We start from the raw sequence: 22,946 nt of genomic DNA, 5'->3' as shown, positions 1-22,946 counted from the left end.
TATTAATCAGCTTTCTTCTGTCTTTTTTCCCATAAGGCTTGTGACTCTCGATGGATTGTCTCGGGATCATTGTTGTATAAGGTCAAGGTTGAACGTAGTTGAAGCATACTGTCGATATCAATTTCCTGACATTCTATACCATAGTCTTCGCCATCACTATAAACTACCGCCGCTACCATATTAATTGGCGGTGTCAGCTCATCGAAAATAATCTGTAATTTAATCGGCTCTTCCTTATTCAGCTCAGCAGCTGTTTGCAAATGAGCTCCGTTGAGTGAAATATCGATCACTTTGGCTGTATGTTTTTGTGTGCCTTGCTCAATAAGTGCTTTAGCTGAAACAGGAATACGAGTAAATCGTCTACGCTCGGTATTTATAGTATCGACCCTTAATGCTATCCCCCATATGTTGAGGTTAGCAAAGAGGAATTCGATTGTCGAAAATAATTGCAGATTTGACTCACTGGCCCGCGTTCTTGACGTGAACCAGTGAGCACTTTTTAGGACTTGGAAATTTTGCGGTATTTAATACGGTGAGGCTGATCAGCGTCAGCACCAAGGCGACGTTTACGGTCGGCTTCGTACTCTTGATAGTTACCTTCGAACCAGACCGTTTCACTGTCTCCTTCGAAAGCTAAGATGTGTGTCGCGATACGATCGAGGAACCAACGGTCGTGCGAGATAACTACGGCGCAACCTGGGAAGGCTAACAATGCATCTTCCAGTGCACGTAAGGTTTCTACGTCCAAGTCGTTCGTCGGCTCATCCAGCAGCAATACGTTGCCACCACTCTTAAGCAGCTTGGCTAAGTGCACGCGGTTTCGTTCACCGCCTGATAGGTCGCCGATACGTTTCTGTTGATCCGAGCCTTTGAAATTAAAACGACCGACGTAAGCACGCGATGGCGTTTCGTAATTACCGACGGTAATTACATCCAAACCATCAGAGATTTCTTCCCATACGGTCTTATTATCATCCAGCGAATCACGGCTCTGGTCGACGTAGGCTAAATCAACCGTTTCACCGATTTGAAGCTCACCGGAGTCCGGTTGCTCCTGCCCCGTGATCATTCTAAACATGGTTGATTTACCGGCGCCGTTCGGACCAATCACACCGACGATACCACCCTGCGGCAGGTTAAAGTTTAAATCGTTATACAACAATTTATCACCGAAGGTTTTAGTCAAGCCTTTCGCCGTAATGACCTGTGTACCCAGGCGTGGACCCGGTGGGATGTACAACTCACGGGTTTCGTTACGTTGCTGGAACTCTTTGCTCGATAATTCTTCAAAACGAGACATACGCGCTTTCGATTTGGCCTGGCGGCCTTTTGAGTTGGCTCGAACCCACTCCAGCTCTTCTTTCATCGTTTTCTGGCGAGAGGCTTCCTGCTTCTCTTCGATTTCTAAACGTTTGGCTTTCTGCTCTAGCCACGAAGAGTAGTTACCTTCCCAAGGGATACCTTCACCACGATCCAGCTCCAGAATCCAGCCAGCAGCATTGTCCAGGAAGTAACGGTCGTGGGTAATGGCAACCACCGTGCCGTTGTAATCCACCAGGAAGCGTTCTAACCATGCCACTGATTCGGCATCCAGGTGGTTGGTTGGCTCATCCAGCAGTAACATATCTGGGTGTTCAAGCAATAAGCGGCAAATGGCCACTCGGCGACGTTCACCACCAGACAGGTTCTCCACCTTGGCATCCCATGCTGGCAGGCGAAGTGCGTCGGCAGCACGTTCTAGTGTATTTTCAAGGTTGTGACCGTCGGTCGCCTGAATAATGGCTTCCAGTTCGCCCTGACGCTTTGATAGAGCATCAAAATCTGCGTTTTCATCGGCATAAGCGGCATAAACCTGATCCAGTTCAGCCAATGCTTCTTTGACATGAGTTACCGATTCTTCAACGATTTCACGAACGGTTTTACTTTCGTCTAATTGTGGTTCCTGCGGTAGGTAACCGATTTTCGTGCCCGGTTGTGGACGCGCTTCACCATCATGATCCTGATCAACGCCAGCCATAATACGTAATAGCGTCGATTTACCCGCACCATTTAGGCCGAGCACACCAATTTTGGCACCAGGGAAGAAGGATAGGGAAATATCTTTTAAGATAGTTTTATTCGGGGGAACCACTTTGCTCACCCGATTCATGGTATAAATATATTGAGCCATTAAAAGAATACTTAATTAATAACAATGTTGCCGGCATTTTACATTGCTTGCACTGTTGAAGCTACAGGAGAGAGCATGAAACACTTGAGTTTATGGGGATTAGGACTGGTTCTAAGTTTTCTGGGGAGTGCCGCTATGGCATGCGTGACCCCACAAGAGTTATATCTTGCTTCCGATCAACGGGATGCTGAGCATGAGAACTTCAACAAAGCATTCAGCTGCCAGGCTTTGACAAACGACACCCTGGAGGTTGCGTTAATCGCGCTCGGGCGGGTTGGTGGTGAAAAGGCTGCTAACCGAGTGCTTCCCTATTTGAGCCATGACAGTGCCAAGGTGCGTGAAGCTGCGGTGTTTGCACTCGGTATTGCCGGAGTTCCCAGTATGGGCGAGCATCTGACTAGTGCGCTGAAACAAGAGAAAGCCCCTACGGTTAAATACCAGATGGCACTTGCTATCGGCAATATGGGCTACTCACAGGCACAGCAAATATTGACCGAAATTATTAACCAGTCTGAAGATTCGCAGGAGATCCGTGGCGCTTTGCAGGGATTGATCAATTTGTCTTCGTTCCATAGTTCTAGATTAGGGTCGTTTGAAAACCTGAGTTCCAGCCAGTTATACAAAGCCCTATGGCAGCAGGAAACACAGCTCGAAGCGAGTTATCTGATGGCACGTCGTAACCTGATGGAAATGACGCAGGTAAACAGTGCGCTTAAAGAGCTGGATAAATTACCCCCAATGGTACAGGCGAAAATGGTACGGGCGCTGGGAAATACACAGCTGAATAAAGTGCTGCCAATGCTACTGACTCATATTCAGAAAGAACATATTGGTATTAGGGTAAATGCTATTCGAGGCCTGGCTGACTTTCCAGATAATCCAGCAGCGATGGCGGGCGTTTTAATTGCCTTGAAGCAAAACGATACTGTAAGCCAGGTGACCGCGCTACAAACATTACATAACGATTGGCTGGACAATGATGATGTCTATCAGGCGGTAACTAAAAAGTTGTCCAGTAACAATAGTTGGGTTCAGTCAGAAGCTTTAATGGTGTTAATCAGAGCGAATAAAGCGGATGGAGATACTACACAAAAGTGGGTGAATAGTACGGACCCTAATTTACAGCGAGCGGCTATTGCTTACTTCAGCAAATTGCAGGATGAAGACCAGCTTCAGCAATTAGTAAAAAGCGATAAAGCGATTATTGCGCGAGGCGCCCAGCAGGCACTGCAGCCGGAGAGAGAAACCTCAGGTGAGCCAAGTAATACACCAGAAGAGTTACCTGATGTGGATTCCATTGTTTTACTAAATACCACACAAGGTCCAATAACGATCCAACTGTATGCAGATACACCTTACACCTCGGCTAACTTCATCCGACTGGTTAATGACGGCTATTATGACAACAGTTACTTTCATCGAGTGATCCCGGACTTCGTGGCTCAGGGGGGGAGTAATATTGGTGACGGCTCAGGCTCAGTAGACTATAGCATCCGAGAAGAGCTATCCTATCGGTCGCACCTACCGGGCACGGTAGGCATGGCAACGCTGGGTAAGGATACCGGAGGAGGTCAGTTCTTCATCAATACTGCTCCAAATCTACATCTGGATAGTAACTACACGATTTTCGGTAAAGTCGTCGAAGGCATGGATAACGCAATGCAGCTAGAGCAGAACGATAAAGTGATTTCAGCGAAAATCGTTGCTGACTAGTTTACAAGAGAGCTTGAGTTGTGCATTGCATTACTGGTAGCAAGCACGGAGTATTCTCCTTATATTGAGCTGAGTTATTCCCAAAATATAGTAACCAAAATTTGTGACCAATGGAAATCCTTTTAAGGGGATGATTTTGGTAAGAGTTTTTAGCACAAGGAAGTGCTATAAACTCTGGTACGTTAAGTATTTTGGGAATGACACAGGTAGCCATTCTTTGAATGGCCTCAATATCGGAGTGAGTTTCTCTTTGGATACTTTCTCTTGCTCATCCAAGAGAAAGTATCTCGACGAAGGTCGAAAACCATGATTATAGCTTTAAACACCAACTATTTTTTATAATCCCTGAGACAGTTATAAAACTATAAAAACATCTCCATCACTATATCGCACCGGTCATAATCAACTCGAGACTCATGATTGGTGAACTCTTTAAAACCGAGTTGCTGGTACAGTTTCATCGCGGGCTTGAGCTTGCGATTAGACTCCAGGAATAAGCGTTTACAACCTAGTTTTCTAGCTTCTTCGATTACGGCTTTGGCGAGGAGCTTGCCGACGCCTGAGCCTTGATATCCTTCGAGCACCCCCATCTTCGAGAGCTCATACTCATCTTCTGCCCACTTCTTTAACGCACAGGCTGCGATAATCTCGCTAGTAGCATTATTTCGGGCAAAAAGTATTTCACCGCCAGTATCAATGATATATTTTTGTGGGTCGTTGAGTACGCGCTGATCTTCTTCTTCGATAACAAAATACTTCTCTATCCATGCCTGGTTGATGGTTTTGAAATCGTTAGCTAACTCAGGCTTGAAGTGCTCTATGGTAATTTTACTTTTGTTCATTGCTCAAGAACTCGAAATGTCAAAATGCTGTGCTAGAATGAGCTCAGTTTAACCAATAACTATAGAGAACAACAGATGGAACTATTCACATTAGAAAACTTATTTACCCTCGGAATGCTAATCGTTTTACAGGCCGTTTTAGGTTTCGATAACCTGTTATACATTTCGTTGGAATCAAAACGAGCGCCACTGGAAAAGCAGAAGAAAGTACGTTGGCTAGGTATTGGTCTGGCGGTTGTACTAAGAATTATCTTATTGTTCCTTTTAGTGAAACTGATCGGCTACGTTAAGGACACCCTGTTTACTATTCATTGGGAAGGCGTCATTACCGGAACCTTTAATTTAGAAAGTATTATCGTTCTTTTTGGTGGCATTTTTATCATGTATACCGCGGTCAAAGAAATCTGGCATATGATGGCTTTGGAAGTGGGTGATGGTAAAGATCGTAAACCTCAGTCAGCAGGTAAAATTATTTTCCTTATTGTCTTAATGAACCTGGTTTTCTCTTTCGATTCGATTTTGAGCGCCATGGCGTTAACCGATAATTTCTGGATTATGGCTATCGCCATTATCATCAGTGGTATTGCCATGATTTGGTTGGCTGATACGGTTTCAGCCTTCCTGCAAAAGAACCGCATGTTTGAGGTGTTGGGTTTGTTTATTCTGTTAGTGGTGGGCATCATGCTATTGGCCGATGGCGGACATAAGTCTGAGTTACATTTCTTTGGTTACCCAATTGAGCCAATGAACAAAGTGACTTTCTATTTTGTCATTACGGTAATGGTACTGAGTGATATCGTACAATCGAAATATCGGAAGAATCTGATGAAAAAGCAAGAAGCTGCGGCTCGAGCTCAACTGGAGCAGGAAGCTCAGGAAGAGATACTTTAACCTTTAATACTTTGAAAGCCCGCCTTTTGGCGGGCTTTTTGTTTGTCACTTTAATGAAGAATGTTATCAGCCTGTAGTTTTACTAAGTGAGTCTCAAAACGTTGCTGCGTCATGTCGCTGTAATCTAATTGACTTTTGCCTGACACAGTCACTTTCAATAATACCTTTTTTCACTCAAACGAATGGAAGGGGTTATGTCATACTTCATGAAATCTAAACCACTGGCAAGTTTGCTGGCGGTGGCATTAGGGACACTGAGTATTTCTCAGGCAAATGCAGATTTAATTATTTCTGAATACGTTGAAGGGAGTAGCTATAACAAGGCTATCGAACTTTACAACGATTCTAACAGTTCAATCGACTTAAGCGATTACCAACTAAAGTTTTATTTTAATGGTAATACAACTCCAGCAACCAGCATTAATCTTTCTGGCACCATCAATGGTCAGCAAACGTTTGTCATCGCACAAAGTCAGGCTGATGCTGCTATTTTAAGCGTAGCCGATCAAATTAATGGTTCCAGCTGGTTTAATGGTGACGACGCTATTGAATTAGTTAACGCTTCTGGCCTTATTGATAGCATTGGTCAAGTCGGTACGGACCCAGGCAGCTACTGGGGGGACAGCTCAGCAAAAACGCAGAACATGACGTTATTGCGTAAAACCACATCCAGCGCTGATACCAATAGTTCTGATAACTATGATGTTGTCAGTCATTGGGATGCTTTAGTCCAGGATGACTTTTCAGACTTGGGGCAATATCAGGGTGGTGGCAGCACCAATCCCGGTGATATCGGTGCCTGTGGTGATGCCAAAACCTTTATTCATGATATTCAGGGTAATGGTTTAGTCAGCCCATTGGATGGACAGGATGTCATCATTGAAGCGGTTGTTACCGCGGATTTTACGGCATCAGGTCAACTGAATAGCTACTTCGTGCAAGAGACCATCGCGGAAGAAGATAATGACTCGTCAACATCTGAAGGCTTGATGGTATGGTTAGGTTCCAACGCTTATAACTTGTCGGTGGGTGAGCGCGTCCGTATCGCGGGTACTGTGGATGAGTATTATGGCAAGACCCAGCTGACAAATATCACTGACTTGATTAACTGCGGCACGTCACCGGTACCGGCACCAACCCTGATTCAACTGCCGTTGACTTCTAAAAATGACTTGGAAGCGCAGGAAGGCATGTTAGTCGAGTTTCAGCAGTCTTTAAAAGTGACCGAAAACTACAATCTTGGTCGATATGGTGAACTGGTTTTAGCAACGGATCGTTTATTCCAGCCAACGCAGCTTTATCGTCCAGGGGCTGATGCACAGCAAGTGGCTGATACTAACGAGTTAAGTACCATTATTCTGGATGATTACCGTACTGGCCAGAATCCTGAAACCATCATTTACCCGACGGGTGACCTGTCGTTCTACAATACGGTTCGTGCTGGTGATACCGTCGATGGCGTTGTGGGCGTGATGGATTACAGCTTTAGTGCTTATCGTGTCCAGCCAACACAAATGCCAACCTTTACGTCAACGAATCCAAGAACCTCTGCTCCTCAGTTACCGGGAACCGGTAATATTCGCGTCGCCAGTTTCAACGTTTTGAATTACTTTAACGGTGATGGTCAGGGCGGCGGCTTCCCAACTGCACGCGGTGCGGATACGTTTGACGAGTTCCAACGTCAACGCGATAAAATCATCAACGCGATTCTAGCGATGGATGCGGACATTATCGGCATCATGGAAATTGAAAATGACGGCTTTGGCAGTAACAGTGCGATTCAAGACTTAGTCGATGGCCTTAATGCTCTGGCTCCAGCAAACGAGCAATATGCTTATGCCCAACCTGCAGAGTCACAAGTGGGCACTGATGCTATCGCGGTAGGTATTTTGTATCGCAACAGTTCAGTATCGGAAGAGGGCACAGCGGTAACAACGGATGCCTATCCTTTTGATGATAAAAACCGTCAACCACTGGTGCAAACTTTTAGGCATGACAGTACTGGTGAATTGATTACAGTAGCGGTAAACCACTTTAAATCGAAAGGCAGCTGTCCGAGCGATGGTAGCGCTAACGAAGATCAGGGTGATTTCCAGGGATGTTGGAACGAACGTCGTACCGAAGCCTCATCGTACCTCGCGAATTGGTTAGCGACAGATCCAACGGGGGCCGCAACGTCGAACATTATGATTCTGGGTGATCTGAATGCTTACGCTAAAGAAGATCCTGTTCATGAGCTAGAGCAAAACGGTTACGTTAACCTGACACAGACCACTGATCACAGTTATGTATTCAAAGGTTGGTCAGGTAGCTTGGACCATGCTTTAGCTACCAGCGAATTGGCGAGCAAATTAGTCGGCGTTACTGAGTGGCATATCAACGCTGATGAACCACGAGTTTTAGACTATAACGTCGAGTATAAAACCCAGGCACAAATTCAGGACTACTACTCGACTGATGCGTATCGTTCTTCCGATCACGACCCAGTGATTGCCGAGTATGACTTTCAGCGCGTGAAGAAGAAAAGTAAATTACTGAGCAAGCAAAGCTTATGGTCAATACCCGGTGTATGGCGTACTTATGCAGTTGAAGTGCCAGCCGAGGTAGAGAGCTTGAGTGTCACATTGGACGGCGGTCAGGGTAATGGCGATCTTTATGTGCGCCATGCAAAAAAGCCAAACCCAGCCAAGTTTAACTGTCGTTCGAACAATAAAAATAATACAGAAAGCTGCCAAGTTTCAACACCACAAACTGGCACCTGGTACATCATGGTACCACCTCGTTGGTTTTATTTTGGCGCTAATTTAGAGGTTGAAGTAACAGAGTAAGAAAAGTCATAGTTAGGAAAAAGCCCGCTATTAAGCGGGCTTTTTTGTAACGAATTAAAATTTAAAGCATTGGCTTCAAGTATTTCCCAGTATAACTATATTTTTCTTTAGCAACGTCTTCCGGAGTTCCTGTGGCGATAATCTGTCCACCTTTGCTACCACCCTCAGGGCCGAGATCGACAATCCAGTCGGCAGTTTTAATGACGTCGAGATTGTGTTCGATAACCACTACCGTATTACCGTGATCACGTAGGCGATGCAGGACTTTCAGAAGCTGGTTTACGTCATGGAAATGTAGGCCGGTTGTCGGTTCATCGAGAATATACAACGTTTGTCCAGTATCTCGCTTCGACAATTCGCGTGAGAGTTTAACGCGCTGTGCTTCACCGCCCGACAAGGTTGTTGCTGCCTGGCCGAGTTTAATGTAGGACAGTCCAACATCCATCAGCGTTTGCAATTTACGAGCGACCGCAGGAATCGGGTCAAAGAATTCGCGCGCGTCTTCAACCGTTAGCTCTAATACGTTATGAATGTTTTTGCCTTTGTATAAGACTTCTAAAGTTTCACGATTGTAGCGTTTGCCTTTACACACATCACACGCAACATAGACGTCGGGCAGGAAGTGCATTTCAACTTTGATCACGCCATCACCCTGACAAGCTTCGCAGCGTCCGCCTTTGACGTTGAAGCTGAATCGCCCGGGTTTATAACCACGAGCTCGCGACTCTTGTGTGCCTGCAAAAAGCTCACGGATTGGGGTGAAAATTCCAGTGTAAGTCGCAGGGTTTGAACGAGGCGTTCTACCGATGGGGCTTTGGTCGATATCAACCACTTTATCAATATGATCTAAACCATCAATGGATTCGTAAGCTTTTGGCTGAAGACTCGACTTATTGATCTTGCGCGCCACGATAGGGTACAGCGTATCGTTGATCAGCGTCGATTTACCGGAACCTGACACACCAGTGATACAGGTTAATAATCCAACCGGTAAATCTAAATTCACATCTTTAAGGTTATTACCTGTCGCACCTTTGACCGAGATAAACTTTTTTTTATCGGCTTTAGTGCGCTCGGCTGGGACTTCAATTTTTAACTCGCCAGTTAAGTATTTAGCGGTGAGTGAATCTTTCTTTTTAAGAATATCGTCGAGTTCGCCTGCAGCAACCACTTCGCCGCCGTGAACACCTGCCCCGGGGCCAATATCCACGACGTAATCGGCTGCACGAATCGCATCTTCGTCATGCTCAACCACGATCACGGTATTACCCAGATCACGAAGATGTTCCAATGTTTTCAATAATCGATCGTTGTCGCGTTGGTGTAAGCCAATCGACGGCTCATCAAGAATGTACATGACACCGACCAGACCAGCACCAATCTGGCTGGCGAGACGAATACGCTGGGCTTCACCGCCGGATAATGTATCGGCGCTTCGCTCCAGGGTCAGGTAGTCGAGTCCGACATTAACCAGGAAGCCTAAACGTTCACAAATTTCTTTTAAGACCTTGGAAGCAATTTCACCACGCTGGCCGGGGAGGTCCAGGGTATTGAAATAGTTATGACTATCTTCAATCGACCAGCGCGTGATTTCAGGTAGCGCAGTACCCTCGATGAAGACATTTCGCGAGTTTTCATTAAGACGCGTGCCATCACAGCTGGAACAGCTTTGCGTGGTCATGTATTTTTGCAGTTCTTCACGAACCGCACTGGATTCGGTTTCATGGTAGCGTCGCTGCATATTCGGAATGATACCTTCGAAGCGATGTTTACGATGGTAGCTATCCCCACGATCATTGCTGTATTCGAAGTTAATCTGGGTAGAACCACTACCGTGTAAAATCACATTTTGGATTTTCTTAGGCAGGCTGCTCCAAGGTGCTTCGATATCAAAATCATAGTGCTTGGCTAGCGACTGTAGCATGTGGAAGTAGTAAACATTGCGCCGATCCCAGCCACGAATAGCCCCACCGGCCAGGGAGATGTCTTCGTTAGTAATAATTTTATCCGGGTCGAAGAACTGATCAACACCTAAACCATCACAGGTTGGGCAGGCGCCCGCTGGGTTGTTGAAGGAGAAAATGCGCGGCTCCAGTTCCTGAATCGAGTGACCACAGGTTGGGCAGGCGTATTTCGCTGAAAAGACCATCTCTTTCGCTTTGGGGTCATCCATCGCGGCCACGCGGGCGATTCCGTCAGCAATGTCTAATGCTGTTTCAAAGGATTCCGCCAAGCGCTGCTGAAGATCGGGCTTAACCTTAAACCGATCAACAATAACCTCAATGGTATGTTTTTTGCGTAATTCCAGTTCTGGCGGATTGGCTAACTCATGAACCTCGCCATTAATCCGGGCGCGCACAAAGCCTTTGGCCTGCAGCTCCTGCATCAGCTGAATATGCTCACCCTTACGGTTTTGTACCACGGGTGCCAATAACATCAGTTTTTCACCGGCTTCTCGCTCCAGTACGGCGTCTACCATCTGACTAACGGTCTGTGCTTTAAGCGGTAACTGGTGCTCCGGGCAATGTGGCGTACCTACACGGGCAAATAACAAGCGCAGATAGTCATATATTTCGGTAATGGTACCTACGGTCGAGCGAGGGTTATGTGAGGTCGATTTCTGCTCAATCGAAATGGCTGGTGATAAGCCTTCAATGTGCTCTACATCGGGCTTTTCCATTAACGATAAGAATTGACGAGCATAAGCTGATAAAGACTCAACATAACGACGTTGGCCTTCGGCATATAAGGTATCGAAGGCAAGTGAGGACTTACCTGAGCCGGATAAACCGGTAATCACGATGAGCTTATCTCGAGGTAAAACCAAGTCGATATTCTTTAGGTTGTGGGTCTTAGCACCGCGGATGTCTATATTATCCATCTAGTTCCTGCTGCTTAAATCTGGTTGTTGTCGCTTCGCGTATCATCACACTGTGTGTGTGAATATGAAGTCGGCACCGGTTTGTGCCGATGGTATGAAAATAAATTTGGTCTTTACGCGATAAAATGCGAGAATCACAAACCGTTAACTATAGCGTGAAATGAGGCCTTGCGAAAAGCCTTTTACTGATTATTAGCGTATTCATTTATGAAGTCCTCTTCTTTGACTAGTACAGAACGTCGTTCCGCGGTTTCTCTCGCCAGTATTTTTGCCTTGCGTATGCTTGGGCTCTTTATGCTATTGCCCGTTATTCGTATTCTAGGGGCCGATCTGGAAGGTGCCACGCTGCCTTTACTTGGCCTGGCTTTGGGCATTTACGGTTTATCGCAGGCCATACTGCAGCTGCCGCTCGGTGTTTTATCTGATAAAATTGGCCGTAAGCCTGTGATTTATGGTGGTTTACTGGTGTTTATTGCCGGTAGCTTAGTGGCAGGCTTTTCTGAGTCGATTTGGGGCTTGATTGCCGGACGTGCTTTGCAAGGCGCTGGGGCTATAGCCAGTGCGGTGATGGCTTTGGCGGCGGATTTAAGTCGACCACAGCAACGTTCAAAGATAATGGCCATGATTGGTGCCAGTATTGGGCTGGCTTTTGCCATCTCTTTGATTCTAGGACCTTTATTGGCTAACTGGCTGTCATTGCAGGGGTTGTTTTTTGTCATTGCTGCTTTAGCGACAGTGGCCTTAGTGGTTGCTGCAACTCTGGTGCCGAAAGGCGGTCAGGCCAGCAGTGTGCATTTGAATTTAAGTTTTGCTGAGCGTTGGCGTTATGTTACTGCCAAAGGGCGTATTTTTGTGCTGGCGCTGGCGGTGTTTGTGATTCACTGGTCTTTAGTGGCTGTATTCATGATTGTGCCAGAGAAGCTGGAGACTAGCGGTTTTGAGCTTAGTCAGCACTCATGGATTTATTTAATCGTCTTAGTTTTATCCATTGCACTGATGGTACCAATGATGCTGAGAGCCGAGCGCAAGAAAAAGCATCGACAAATCATGCAATTGGCCTTTTTTGTCATTGTTCTCGCGCTTGCCAGTTTATTTTCCGGCTTTACCCACATTGCCTTCTGGTTAGTCGTACTGACATTATTCTTCGCTGGCTTTAACTTGCTGGAAGCCAAGCTACCATCTACCGTTTCAAACCTGTTTGGTTCCCAGTATCGAGGTACGGCTCTGGGTATCTTTAGCACCAGCCAATTCCTGGGGGCTTTCCTTGGTGGTAGTTTGACCGGATATCTATTGCCTAAGTTAGGCGTTGACGGAATTCTATATATGAATATAGCGCTGGCAGCGGCAGCTGGACTGGCGTTGGCTTTTCTGGGAAAACTGCCTGAAGTGCAGAAAGTTGTGATACAACTCAGCGACAAAAACGAAGAATCAGGCAAAAAAGCACAGATTTCTGCATTAAAAATGCCTGGAGTGATGGAAGCGGTTGCTAGTGGCACAGAGGGCAAGGTATATTTACAGGTTGATAAATCACGTATTAGTCAAAAGGACTTGATGACTCTAGGTCAAATTGAAAGCTAGACACAAATTTATAACGAATAGGAGTATTACATGGCCAGTCGTGGCGTAAATAAAGTAATTTTAGTTGGTAATCTTGGTAAAGACCCTGAGATCCGCTATACAGCGGACGGTCGTGCTATTGCGAATATCACCGTGGCGACCTCTGAATCATGGAGAGACAAGAATTCAGGTCAGCAGCAAGAGAAGACCGAATGGCATCGTGTGGTTATTTTCGGTAAGTTAGCCGAGATTGCTGGCGAGTACCTGCGTAAAGGTTCACAAGTGTATTTTGAAGGTAAATTGCAGACTCGTAAATGGCAGGATCAGTCAGGTGCTGACCGTTATACTACAGAAGTTGTGATCGACATTAACGGTCAAATGCAGATGCTTGGCGGCCGCGGAGGAGGTGGTGATACTTCTTTTGGTAATAATAATTCACAGCCACAACAACAAAAGCAACAGTCGCCGCAGCCAGCTCCGGCAATGGATGACGATTTTGATGATGACATTCCGTTCTAAAGAGAAACGGCTAGTTTAAATCGTAATTTAACAAACCCTTGTTCCGACAAGGGTTTTGTTTATGTGATGGAAGGTATTCGTTATAGGAAAGCCTTTGACACGCCTAAGAACTCATAGCCTTAACTAGCGATTCTGTCCGAATGCTGTCCGCAATATTAAATAAGGCATCCATCATGATGTTCATCACTTCAGTGGTTTCTTTGTTAGAATGTTTGACGATACCAAAATCAGCTTCAATCGTAGGCCAGTCTACAGGATTAAGGGCTTTGAGCTGATCGTTCAAGGATTGCGTCATGGCTATGTGTGGTGCAATGGCAATAGTATTAGAGTTAAATAATGTGTGACGTACGGTCAGCAGACTATCATAATAGATTTCAGCAGCGCACTGATCATTTATTAGAGGGCGATTGAGTAATCGAGATAATTCATAGTTAACATATTGGGGTAGATTACTTGGCAGAGCCAGAGGATATTGGTTCACGTCAACCGTTGAATAATTTTGCTGCTGGATAAGAGGGTGTGCCAGGCGACAGCACATCTTTGCCGGTGATTTTATTAACTCTTCACATTCTAAATTTGTATTGTTACCCAGGCCAGAAATATCAAAAACACCAAGATCATACTCGGTCTTTTCTATCGCTGATTGATTCCAGAAGTTGGTTAGTAGTTGTACACGTGTATCTGGACAGTGCGTCATAAACTCGGCAATAGCAGGGCCCACGAGATAGGTTGCAGGAATGGGACTTGCCAATATTGTAATGTTGTTTCCTGAGGCTTTAGTAGAATGGGGTTGAGTCGTTTTAGTCTTCATTAATGCTCCATCGTACAATAAACTGAGCGCCATTAAGTTGAGGTGAGTTGGTTAAATCGAGTTGACCGTGGTGCCAATGACAAATGGTTTCTACAATCGCTAGCCCTAGCCCATAGTTTTCGCCACTTGACGTTGATTCATGACGCACAAATGGTTTTGATAAGTTGTTTAACTGTTCTAATACGAAGCCTGGACCATCATCCTCAACAATTAAGCAATGTTGTTCTTTGCCCCTCTTATAACGAATATTGATTCGATCATTGGCAAAACGTAGTGAGTTGTTAAGCAAATTGTCCAGTATCCGTTTAAATAGTGTTGGGTCGATTTTTACATTAACATCTGGCAGCACGTCACTCGTTATATTCAACCCACTCATGTGAGAATATTTTTCTGTTAACGGCTGAATCATATGGTAAAGGTTGACATGGGCCAGTTTTAGTTTTGGTCTTTCATGCTCAAACTGTGAATAGTTAAGTAACTCCGAAATCAAGTTTTCTATTTCGTGTATTTCTTCCTTTATGGAGTCCCGAGTATCGTTATCATCGATGGATTCTATAGCAAACTTGATGCGAGCTAGAGGGGTTCGAATATCATGAGATACATAAGTAGATATGTCCTTTTGAAGATTCATTAGTTGTTGAATTTTCAGCGACATCTGGTTTAAAGCCGAAGCAACGGGCTTAAGCGCTGATGTCTTAGAAAGAGTGTTGTTGATGACTCGTTTATGGTGGGCAAACTCGAGTGCTTGTTGTTTTAATCTGTAAACATCTTTTAGCATTGGTCTAAACCACAGATATAAAGCTAAAGCGATCGCTAGGTAAAATAATAAAGCCCACAGCCGGTGAGCCCCAACCTGTGGTTGCAATGAAATGGGAATAACGTAAACGCGATTGGTTTCTGCATGATAGCCGTGGAATACGGCCTTCTGTTGTTCATCGTAAAGGATAAGGTATTGCTGCTGCTTGAGTTGATCGATGTGTTCTTGAGGCCAGGCGAGATCATTAAGTGTTAACCACTGCCCCTGAGTATCTGGTGCTTTTTCTAGCTGTTGGCTCAAATGCTTCCAGTATGTTTCCGGAGAAATGCCTGGCGCTACCGGGCGCTGTAAAATTGAGTAAAGTAGATCGATAATGAAGATAATGGCAAAAACGAAAAGGACTAAGGCCAGATAAGCTCGAGTTGGACGATATTTCATTCGGTTACCCAGTCTTCGCCAGTAAATAGATAGCCTTTGGCTCGAATAGACTTGATATAAATCGGGTTATGCTGATCATCACCCAGTTTCTTACGTAACCGACTAATGCGACCATCAATGGTACGGTCACTACCGTTATAAGGGCGGCCGACAATTTTTCGGAATAACTCATCGCGACTAATGATATTCCCTGCATTTATAACCAGCTCCTTGAGTAGCGAAAACTCACCGTCAGTCAGATGTATTGGTTCTTCGTTCATGGTGACTTTGCGGCTACGTAGGTTGATGGTTAATGCCCCAAAAATTAACTCCTGAGAAACCTGGTCTGGTGAGTTTGAAATTGCCTGATAACGCTTTAAATGATTTTTAATACGCGCCAATAATACGAGAGGCTCGACTGGCTTATAAATATAGTCATCAGCACCACAATCAAGTCCTCTGATTTGATCAAGGTCGTTGCTGCGAGCTGTTAACATGATAATTGGGATATGATAAGTCTCTCGGATGTCACGGCAGATATCAAATCCGCTTTTCCCGGGTAGCATGATATCCAAAATCATCAGCTCGATAGGTTCAGACTGCAATATCTTTCGACACCGCTTTTCATTCATTGCCCAGTGAACGATATACCCATGGTTATTCAGAAATGCTCGCGTTGCCTCGGCCAGCTTTTGGTCATCTTCAACAAGTAATAAGTGAGTCGCCATCATTAAAATATACTCCATGGATGGCGATATCGCGAGTGACGATTAGTTTCTGGCTCAGTTACTACCATGAGCTGTGCTTTTGCCAGTACTTCTTTAGTCAATGAGTGAATAAGTTCAAACTGCGTACTCGAAGTTACTTTGAATGCAAAGTCTCTCCTACTTTTTGAGTCAGCACTCTGACAGAACAAAACTTCTTTTAACTTAGTTCTGACACAGACAGGGGTATTGTCGGGGGTTTGCCAGAAAAAAGAGATTTTTTCAGTGCACGGATGCTGAGGATCCTTAATGAGACAGCTTTTGGGTTTAACGCTAAATTCGACTAGCATTTCGTTTGGCTGCCCAACACAACTCGGACCGAATAGTAGAAGTGCCATCCAAATGGCAGAGGTTCCTGCCATAAGTCCTTTACTAAAACGCATATCCCCATCCTATAAAGGTAAAAATGGCATAGTCGGTATCAACGAGAGGACTTTCAGTAATGGTGTTATCTAAAAACTCGACTTTCAATGATGTTAGAAAGGTCCAGTCGTCTGAAACAGGTGTATTGAAATTGAATGCCAGGTATGGGGTGAACGAGTCCTTGGCCGTATAAGTTAGATTTTCGCGGAAAATATTGGGCATGGCTTGACCCGTGGGAAGCTCATCCGGGGTTTCCTCAAAGCTAATACCATAATAATAGTTATTAACCTCTTTGGATTTCCATGTGACGCCAATGCGTTGTTCAAAATACCAGTCCTGCAAGGAATTAATGTATTGAAACTCAACCGTGGCCTGTGCTCCATAATGAATACGTGAAACATCCTTGCGAGCATCAAACTTCATTGAAACGGTATCATTCAGCTTCCAGGTCAGTTCCGGCCCTACCAGATAAGACGCCTTACGATCACGAAGCTGGTAGTCTCCAAAGTTAAGTAATGGGTCTAATCCATCTGTGCGTCGTATCCCCGTCACCTCAGAAAATAAGGCAAAAGCCTTGGTTGTGTTACTGGCACCTTCAAAATAATAAAAGTCAGAGTTGAGTTTGCCTGTCAGATCAAGTTTAAAGTCGGCTGTATCGAAAGTTGTGTAACCAAGCGTTAGATTATCGATAAAGAAGTTATCACTGTAATAACTGATCTTTGGTACTACAGGAAAGTAAACATCTCCTTCTATAGATGTTGGGTTTGTAATGAGTCCAGCGCCTAGTGCCAACCCGAGGTGCCATTGACCATTGTCCGAACAGCTTTGGCAATCAACCTGCTCTGTTACGCTCTCATTTGCTGAACAAAGAGCGCTGCCTGCTAGTATAAATACTGCTGTCACTAAATGGCTAAACTTCATTAAGGATACTTTTTTACATAATTGCTTGCTAAGAATATAGCATTGACTATTGAGTCGTCGCCAGCCCTCCACTGTGATTGATACAAAAGTCGACAAAAGTCCTCACTTTTGCGACAGAGTTTGTATGGGCTCTTCTATATGCTGTGTGAGGTGATGGTTTTTTAACCACACAATGAAAACGATAATGATACGCTAATCACACGGGAGAGAGAAAGTGAAGACGAAGTTTCTCATAAAAACCATGGCGATTGCTCTATATTCTGCTGGCGTAGCTAATGCTACAGCGCCGAAGGATTTCGTGAGTATTGAACCATTAGATATCAATTCAGATCTGGTTATTGAGCGCTCTAAGCGTCAAGCCAACCAGAATCAAACGAGTCATCTATTAGAAGGTTTTGGGCAAAATGTTCATTTGCAACCGAAAACCAAGTTTATACCTGAAGAAGGTTTAACAGGTTCGCATCGGTATATCATTCAACTGAAAGATGCACCAGCAGCACTTTATAGTGGTGATGCATCAGGACAAGGGGGGACTAAACAACTGTTTAAGAACCAGTCTAAAGGCCCGCGCAGTATTAACTTAAAGAATAATAGTGCTGTTGTTGACTACACTTACCAGCTAAAAAATAAGCAAAACCAATTTGTGAATAAAGCAGCCCAAACGGGTGTGTATTTAAAAGTCGAGCAAGACTTTCAGATTGCTCTTAATGCGATTACAGCGAAGTTGACCCAGCAGGATGCTGAAAGGCTTGCAAAATTGCCGGAAGTCTCCTTTATTTCACGCGATAAGCACAATGAACTTTTGATGGATGTTGCGCCAGAAAGCACTAATGTGCCTGCTGTTTGGAATGATTCCAGCTTCAGTCAGGCACCATCCGGTCTAAAGGGCGAGGGCATGCTGGTTGGTATCATTGATACTGGGGTCAATAGTGATCACCCGTCATTTGCAGTGACTGGTGATGATGGCTATATCATACAGAAGCCCGACAATATCAGTGGCTATCTGCACGATTGCCAGGATGAGCCATCTATGTGTAACGACAAGCTCATTGGGGTCTGGTCTACGGATGTAATTACTCAAACTTTCAGTGACCCAGAGTACGCTGAGTCACGCCCAGCATACGGCGAAGATTATCAGGGGCATGGCTCTCACACAGCGAGTATTGCAGCAGGAAACGTATTGTATGATGTTCCTTATAAGCTACCCGCATTAGCGTCTACTGATCCTGGAATCGAAACCCCTTTGGTCTTGCCTCAAATGTCCGGGGTTGCGCCGCATGCCAATGTCATTTCATATCAGGTTTGTTATCAAGGTAATGGTGGTGAAGACCCTTGGGTTGGTTGCCCGGAAAGTGCGACGGTCGCTGCTATTGAACAGGCTATCCTCGATGGGGTTGACGTTATCAATTACTCTATTTCAGGCGGCCATGACGCGCATAACGACCCTGTGGAACAGGCCTTCTTGGCTGCTCATGAAGCGGGGGTTAATGTGGCAGCATCGGCTGGTAATGCTGGCGTCTATCAGTCGGTAAACCATGTCTCACCGTGGGTGATGTCAGTCGGTTCCATGCAGACCGGACGTGAGTTTAACGTCAGTAACTATGTCACTATGGACCTTTCAGGGGGCAATCCAGATTTTGCTGGATACAATAATTTGCCTGGCAGCAGCTATATGCGTGCCTATGGCATTAATCTGGAAGAAATCTCCGGGCCTATGGTTCTGTCGAGTAATTATGGTAATGAGTTCTGTGATACTCCTTTTCCTGCTGGCACTTTTACTAACAATGAAATTGTTTTCTGTGCGCGTGGCGACATTCCGCTAATTGAGAAGTCCGCTAACGCCGCAGCGGGTGGGGCGCAAGCAGTTGTTATTTATAACACGCCAGAATCAGGTACCGACTTGTATGTGACTATTCCTTATGATGTCCCGACTTTCCAAGTTGCTACTTCTGAGTCGACCTCTTCTTACAGTCAGGATATGGTTGACTGGTTGCAGGATGGTAGTGGTCATATGGGAACCTTACCTGTTACAGAAACGTCAACCGGCACCTCATGGGCTGCCAATCGTATGTCTTCGTTTAGCTCAGGGGGGCACGCTTACTTGCCGGAATACCGTGAAGCAACTGCTCCGGGCATTGTCGCCCCTGGTACGGATATATATTCGGCATTTTCGGATGATCAACCATTTACTCTGTACCCGTCTCCGACTGAGTTTAATATGATTAGTGGCACCTCGATGTCATCACCTCATATCGCGGGTGTATTAACGCTGATTAAACAAGCACATCCCGACTGGACGCCTTCAGAAGTGATGTCTGCACTACAGTTAACGGCATACGATGATTTCAGCCCGGTTGCGACCAATCCATGGCAACGAGGCTCAGGACTTGCTCAGGCCGATAAAGCCATCCATTCCGGGTTGGTAATGGACGTGCCTGTTGAACATTATTCGGTTGCCAACCCTCATGCCGGCGGTAACCTGGGAGCGCTTAATACGCCTAATATGGTCGATGATTCCTGCTTCCAGTCATGCACTTGGATTCGTGAAGTAACAGCGACAGTTGATGGTACCTGGACTGCCGAGGGGGTTACTGGTGAGTACAGTGTTAATATTGAAGCATCGCCCAGTACCTTTACTTTAAAAGCAGGAGAAACGCAGCGGCTGATTATCAAAGGATCATGGGTTGACTCTCGTAATGCCTATGAGTCACCACGTGGCTTGACAGTATTTGGGCAGTTGCAGTTAAAGCATGAGAACCCTGACGTACCTCTGGCGCAGATGAATGTGGAGATGGTGCTGAACAGCGGTAAATTACCAGAAGTCGTGGAGTATACTACTCATAGCGATCATTCTTCCTATACATTGAATAACTTGTTCCTGGGTAATGCGCCTGCTCTACAGGCTACAGCCTATAAGCCTGTTGCAGCTAACGTTGAAGATATTGAATTATTGGAGCGTGAGAGCGGGAATGGCAGTAATTTATTTGAGTCGGACAATGATATCAGTGATGCGCATGTTACGTGGGTTGAGGTACCCGAAGGAGCCAAGCGCTTGGTTGCTGAGGTTTTAGAAAGTGGACCTGCACTCGATCCTCATGAGAGAACAGCACCTTACGGAAACGCGGGTGTTTATGTGGGGTATGATGTTGATAACGATGGTGTGCCAAACTTTGAAACGGAGGCTATCTGTAAATCAACCATTAACTCAACGGACTTGAAGGACTGGTGTAATATTCCGAACCCTGACGCTGGTACCTATTGGGTTGTATTTGAAGAGCATAACTTTAATTCGGGAGCATACCAGGGGCTACCACAAGCGACGTTCCCTCATAAAGTTGCCACGGCAGTTGTAACCGGTGAGATTGCTAACAATATCAGTGTTGAAGCTCCAGCCTCAACGACCCCAGAGGAGTCAGTTAGTGTCACCTTAGATACAACTATGCCTGAGTTAACATCAGGTGATCGAGTGTACTCAGCTGTTGAGTTCGGTACTGACTCTGAAAACCTTGATAATATCGGCATTATCTCAACCAATATTCAGCGCGGTATTGACGAAGTCTCTTTACAGGCTGCGAAAAATGGCGGCATTGTGAATGAGGTGATTGACTATAAAATTTCAGTTTTAGCCAATCAAACGGGTATTGATCGCAGTTACTCTTTCTCGGCAGAAATACCGGAAGATCTGGAGTTGGTTGCCGACAGTGTTCAGGTGAGTGAAAACAACTACCTGAGCGAGGCAAACGTGGTGCAAGATGGCAACACTTTTGTTGTATCAGGCACTCAGGCTGATAGTCGCGACTTGGAGCGTAAATACAACATTACTAACTCATTGAGCGATGCAACCTGTAAAACGCCTGTTGGTGATGGTAGCTACGTTGATTTATATTCCTATGGAGTGGAACCCATTGAAGGTGCTCCAAGTGTCAACTACGCACCTCCTATGGAGCTAAGCTTCTCTGAAATTTATCAGGATCAACGCTCAACTAAAGAAGAGTATGCTCTGTTTAACTATTATGACAGCATGAACTCGACTACAAACAGTCTTAAAATCCACAGTAATGGCTTTGTCAGCGTTACCGGTTTCTGGCATACAGCGTTTGGTTCTATAAACTATTCGTTTGGCAATGAGTATCCACACTTCTTCCCATCATCGCTGGGTATCTTCTGGACTGGTGCCGCAGGCTTTGGCTCGCAAGGTATGCAGTCGGGGGCTCCTTACTCGCTAGATGATAATGGAAAAGGACCTTCTGGTATCAGCTTCGTCCGCCTTGTGGATGAAAGTAATACAGGAACTCACGTGATAGTAGAGTGGGATAACCTTCAGCATGTGGATGTTATTTATGACCCTAGTGATCGCAGCTTCTCAGGCGTAACCAATCAGGATTCTGACACTCGAGTAGATGCACAGTTGATTCTCGCCCGTGACTATGACTCAGCTCCTGGCGCTTATGAGATGGTATATGCGTACGATAACCTGAACTTTACCTACTATATAGGTAACGGGTATGCGCTTCATGAAGCACTTTCTTTTGAAAATAACGGTACAGCTGGTGTTAATGGCTTCGCCAGCCCTTGGGCAGGTGCTCCGTTAGAAGGTTATATTCAACAGTCGATCAGCCCTGACTATACTGGCTGGGGCGGCCTGCATAACTTCCTGAAAGACGATATGAAGGTATGTTTCGATTACCAAGGTCCAGAAGTGACTGCTTTTGATGTTTCCTTCAAGGTAAAAGTTAAGCCAGAAGCTATCGGGCAGGAGTTCAATATTAATGTTGATAGTAGTGTTGATGGCATTGACAGTAAGGTTCTTAGCGAAAGCCTGACGTTGCAATCTAACCTGACAATTTGGGATATTGAAGACCAGGAAACTGAAGAAAATGAATCGATTGAGGACATTGAAATTGCCTATATGGATAATAACAATGTATCCAATATCATTTCGGTTACCGGCGAAGGTTTTACAGCAGATGTTCACGGTAACGAGCCAGGTGACACTTTCGATATTATCCCGGATGAAAACTGGCATGGCACTACAGAGGTGACAGTGACAGTCTCGGATGTGAACCAACCAACCGATTCAGCTAGCACTAAGTTTATGTTAACGGTGAAGTCGGATGGCGTGGAATACGGGTGTACAGATTCAAGTGCAACGAATTATGATCCTGATGCGAACGAGGATGATGGTAGTTGTCAGTACACAGAAGAGGACACTGATGATGGATCGGGAGATGACTCTGATGGTGAATCAGGTGGTGATTCTGATGGTGAGTCAGGTGATGACTCGGGTGGTGAACCGGAAGACGAAGTGGAGCCACCATCTAGCTCCAGTGGTGGAGGTAGTTTACATTGGGCCGTCTTATTGCTGATGTTATTTGCAATGACAAGACGTAGAGTCCGCTAAGCCATTAATGATTAAAGCTCAAACTATAAAAAGGCCGGTTCTTCCGGCCTTTTTATATGAAAACTAATGAATTTTCCTTTAGAAACAAGTAAGCTACGGGTAGTTTTATCA

Annotated in this window: 15 protein-coding genes; 6 read left to right on the top strand and 9 right to left on the bottom strand. The window is 45.2% G+C overall.

Annotated features, from left to right (window positions below; genetic code table 11):
• Positions 1 to 2: 2 nt before the first annotated feature.
• Positions 3 to 377, bottom strand: a complete 375-nt coding sequence (locus H7708_RS01075) for a PilZ domain-containing protein (RefSeq protein ID WP_223668784.1) — start codon at positions 375 to 377, stop codon at positions 3 to 5.
• A 122-nt stretch (positions 378 to 499) separates the two neighbouring features.
• Positions 500 to 2,170 (bottom strand): energy-dependent translational throttle protein EttA, encoded by a 1,671-nt coding sequence (ettA, locus tag H7708_RS01070; RefSeq protein WP_223668611.1) that lies wholly within the window; start codon positions 2,168 to 2,170, stop codon positions 500 to 502.
• A 75-nt stretch (positions 2,171 to 2,245) separates the two neighbouring features.
• Between ettA and H7708_RS01065 the strand changes: the two genes are divergently transcribed.
• Entirely contained in the window at positions 2,246 to 3,883 is a 1,638-nt protein-coding gene (locus H7708_RS01065; RefSeq protein ID WP_223668610.1) for a peptidylprolyl isomerase, read from the top strand.
• Between the two features lie 362 nt (positions 3,884 to 4,245).
• Here the strand turns inward: H7708_RS01065 and H7708_RS01060 are convergent, their stop codons facing one another.
• Entirely contained in the window at positions 4,246 to 4,725 is a 480-nt protein-coding gene (locus H7708_RS01060; RefSeq protein ID WP_223668609.1) for a GNAT family N-acetyltransferase, read from the bottom strand.
• A gap of 75 nt (positions 4,726 to 4,800) precedes the next feature.
• On the opposite strand from H7708_RS01060, the gene H7708_RS01055 reads away from it, so the two are divergent.
• On the top strand, positions 4,801 to 5,616 hold the full coding sequence (locus H7708_RS01055; protein ID WP_223668608.1) for a TerC family protein: 816 nt from the start codon (positions 4,801 to 4,803) through the stop codon (positions 5,614 to 5,616).
• Between the two features lie 206 nt (positions 5,617 to 5,822).
• On the top strand, positions 5,823 to 8,444 hold the full coding sequence (locus H7708_RS01050; protein WP_223668607.1) for an ExeM/NucH family extracellular endonuclease: 2,622 nt from the start codon (positions 5,823 to 5,825) through the stop codon (positions 8,442 to 8,444).
• A gap of 61 nt (positions 8,445 to 8,505) precedes the next feature.
• Here H7708_RS01050 and uvrA read toward each other — a convergent pair whose 3' ends face one another.
• Positions 8,506 to 11,325, bottom strand: a complete 2,820-nt coding sequence (gene uvrA / locus H7708_RS01045; protein WP_223668606.1) for an excinuclease ABC subunit UvrA — start codon at positions 11,323 to 11,325, stop codon at positions 8,506 to 8,508.
• A 222-nt stretch (positions 11,326 to 11,547) separates the two neighbouring features.
• Between uvrA and H7708_RS01040 the strand changes: the two genes are divergently transcribed.
• Complete coding sequence (locus tag H7708_RS01040; RefSeq protein ID WP_223668605.1) at positions 11,548 to 12,903, top strand: MFS transporter; 1,356 nt, start codon at positions 11,548 to 11,550, stop codon at positions 12,901 to 12,903.
• A 30-nt stretch (positions 12,904 to 12,933) separates the two neighbouring features.
• A complete protein-coding gene (gene ssb, locus H7708_RS01035; protein WP_223668604.1) occupies positions 12,934 to 13,401 on the top strand; it encodes a single-stranded DNA-binding protein in 468 nt (155 codons plus the stop codon).
• 103 nt (positions 13,402 to 13,504) lie between these two features.
• Here the strand turns inward: ssb and H7708_RS01030 are convergent, their stop codons facing one another.
• The 5 genes from H7708_RS01030 to H7708_RS01010 form a co-directional block, all read right to left on the bottom strand.
• Positions 13,505 to 14,212, bottom strand: a complete 708-nt coding sequence (locus tag H7708_RS01030; RefSeq protein WP_223668603.1) for a substrate-binding domain-containing protein — start codon at positions 14,210 to 14,212, stop codon at positions 13,505 to 13,507.
• A complete protein-coding gene (locus H7708_RS01025) occupies positions 14,202 to 15,407 on the bottom strand; it encodes an ATP-binding protein (protein ID WP_223668602.1) in 1,206 nt (401 codons plus the stop codon). The genes H7708_RS01030 and H7708_RS01025 overlap by 11 nt, the downstream gene beginning before the upstream one ends.
• The gene (locus H7708_RS01020; protein WP_223668601.1) at positions 15,404 to 16,117 is read right to left on the bottom strand and encodes a response regulator transcription factor; all 714 of its coding nucleotides are present in this window, start codon (positions 16,115 to 16,117) and stop codon (positions 15,404 to 15,406) included. The genes H7708_RS01025 and H7708_RS01020 overlap by 4 nt, the downstream gene beginning before the upstream one ends.
• The gene (locus H7708_RS13505; RefSeq protein ID WP_223668783.1) at positions 16,117 to 16,440 is read right to left on the bottom strand and encodes a DUF3019 domain-containing protein; all 324 of its coding nucleotides are present in this window, start codon (positions 16,438 to 16,440) and stop codon (positions 16,117 to 16,119) included. The genes H7708_RS01020 and H7708_RS13505 overlap by 1 nt, the downstream gene beginning before the upstream one ends.
• An 82-nt stretch (positions 16,441 to 16,522) precedes the next feature.
• Positions 16,523 to 17,434, bottom strand: a complete 912-nt coding sequence (locus H7708_RS01010; RefSeq protein ID WP_223668600.1) for a MipA/OmpV family protein — start codon at positions 17,432 to 17,434, stop codon at positions 16,523 to 16,525.
• Between the two features lie 214 nt (positions 17,435 to 17,648).
• Here H7708_RS01010 and H7708_RS01005 point away from each other — a divergent pair, with 214 nt between their 5' ends.
• Complete coding sequence (locus tag H7708_RS01005) at positions 17,649 to 22,835, top strand: S8 family serine peptidase (RefSeq protein WP_223668599.1); 5,187 nt, start codon at positions 17,649 to 17,651, stop codon at positions 22,833 to 22,835.
• Positions 22,836 to 22,946 lie beyond the last annotated feature (111 nt).

Source organism: Kangiella shandongensis (assembly GCF_020005365.1).
Classification (GTDB): Bacteria; Pseudomonadota; Gammaproteobacteria; order Enterobacterales; family Kangiellaceae; genus Kangiella; species Kangiella shandongensis.
This window is presented reverse-complemented; position numbering and strand designations above follow the sequence as displayed.

Coding starts and splice junctions, on each gene's coding strand:
- H7708_RS01020 (WP_223668601.1), bottom strand. CDS start 16,117: ATGATGGCGACTCACTTATTACTTGTTGAAGATGACCAAAAGCTGGCC.
- H7708_RS01050 (WP_223668607.1), top strand. CDS start 5,823: ATGAAATCTAAACCACTGGCAAGTTTGCTGGCGGTGGCATTAGGGACA.
- H7708_RS01065 (WP_223668610.1), top strand. CDS start 2,246: ATGAAACACTTGAGTTTATGGGGATTAGGACTGGTTCTAAGTTTTCTG.
- H7708_RS13505 (WP_223668783.1), bottom strand. CDS start 16,440: ATGCTAGTCGAATTTAGCGTTAAACCCAAAAGCTGTCTCATTAAGGAT.
- H7708_RS01025 (WP_223668602.1), bottom strand. CDS start 15,407: ATGAAATATCGTCCAACTCGAGCTTATCTGGCCTTAGTCCTTTTCGTT.
- ettA (WP_223668611.1), bottom strand. CDS start 2,170: ATGGCTCAATATATTTATACCATGAATCGGGTGAGCAAAGTGGTTCCC.
- H7708_RS01010 (WP_223668600.1), bottom strand. CDS start 17,434: ATGAAGTTTAGCCATTTAGTGACAGCAGTATTTATACTAGCAGGCAGC.
- ssb (WP_223668604.1), top strand. CDS start 12,934: ATGGCCAGTCGTGGCGTAAATAAAGTAATTTTAGTTGGTAATCTTGGT.
- H7708_RS01055 (WP_223668608.1), top strand. CDS start 4,801: ATGGAACTATTCACATTAGAAAACTTATTTACCCTCGGAATGCTAATC.
- H7708_RS01030 (WP_223668603.1), bottom strand. CDS start 14,212: ATGAAGACTAAAACGACTCAACCCCATTCTACTAAAGCCTCAGGAAAC.
- uvrA (WP_223668606.1), bottom strand. CDS start 11,325: ATGGATAATATAGACATCCGCGGTGCTAAGACCCACAACCTAAAGAAT.
- H7708_RS01060 (WP_223668609.1), bottom strand. CDS start 4,725: ATGAACAAAAGTAAAATTACCATAGAGCACTTCAAGCCTGAGTTAGCT.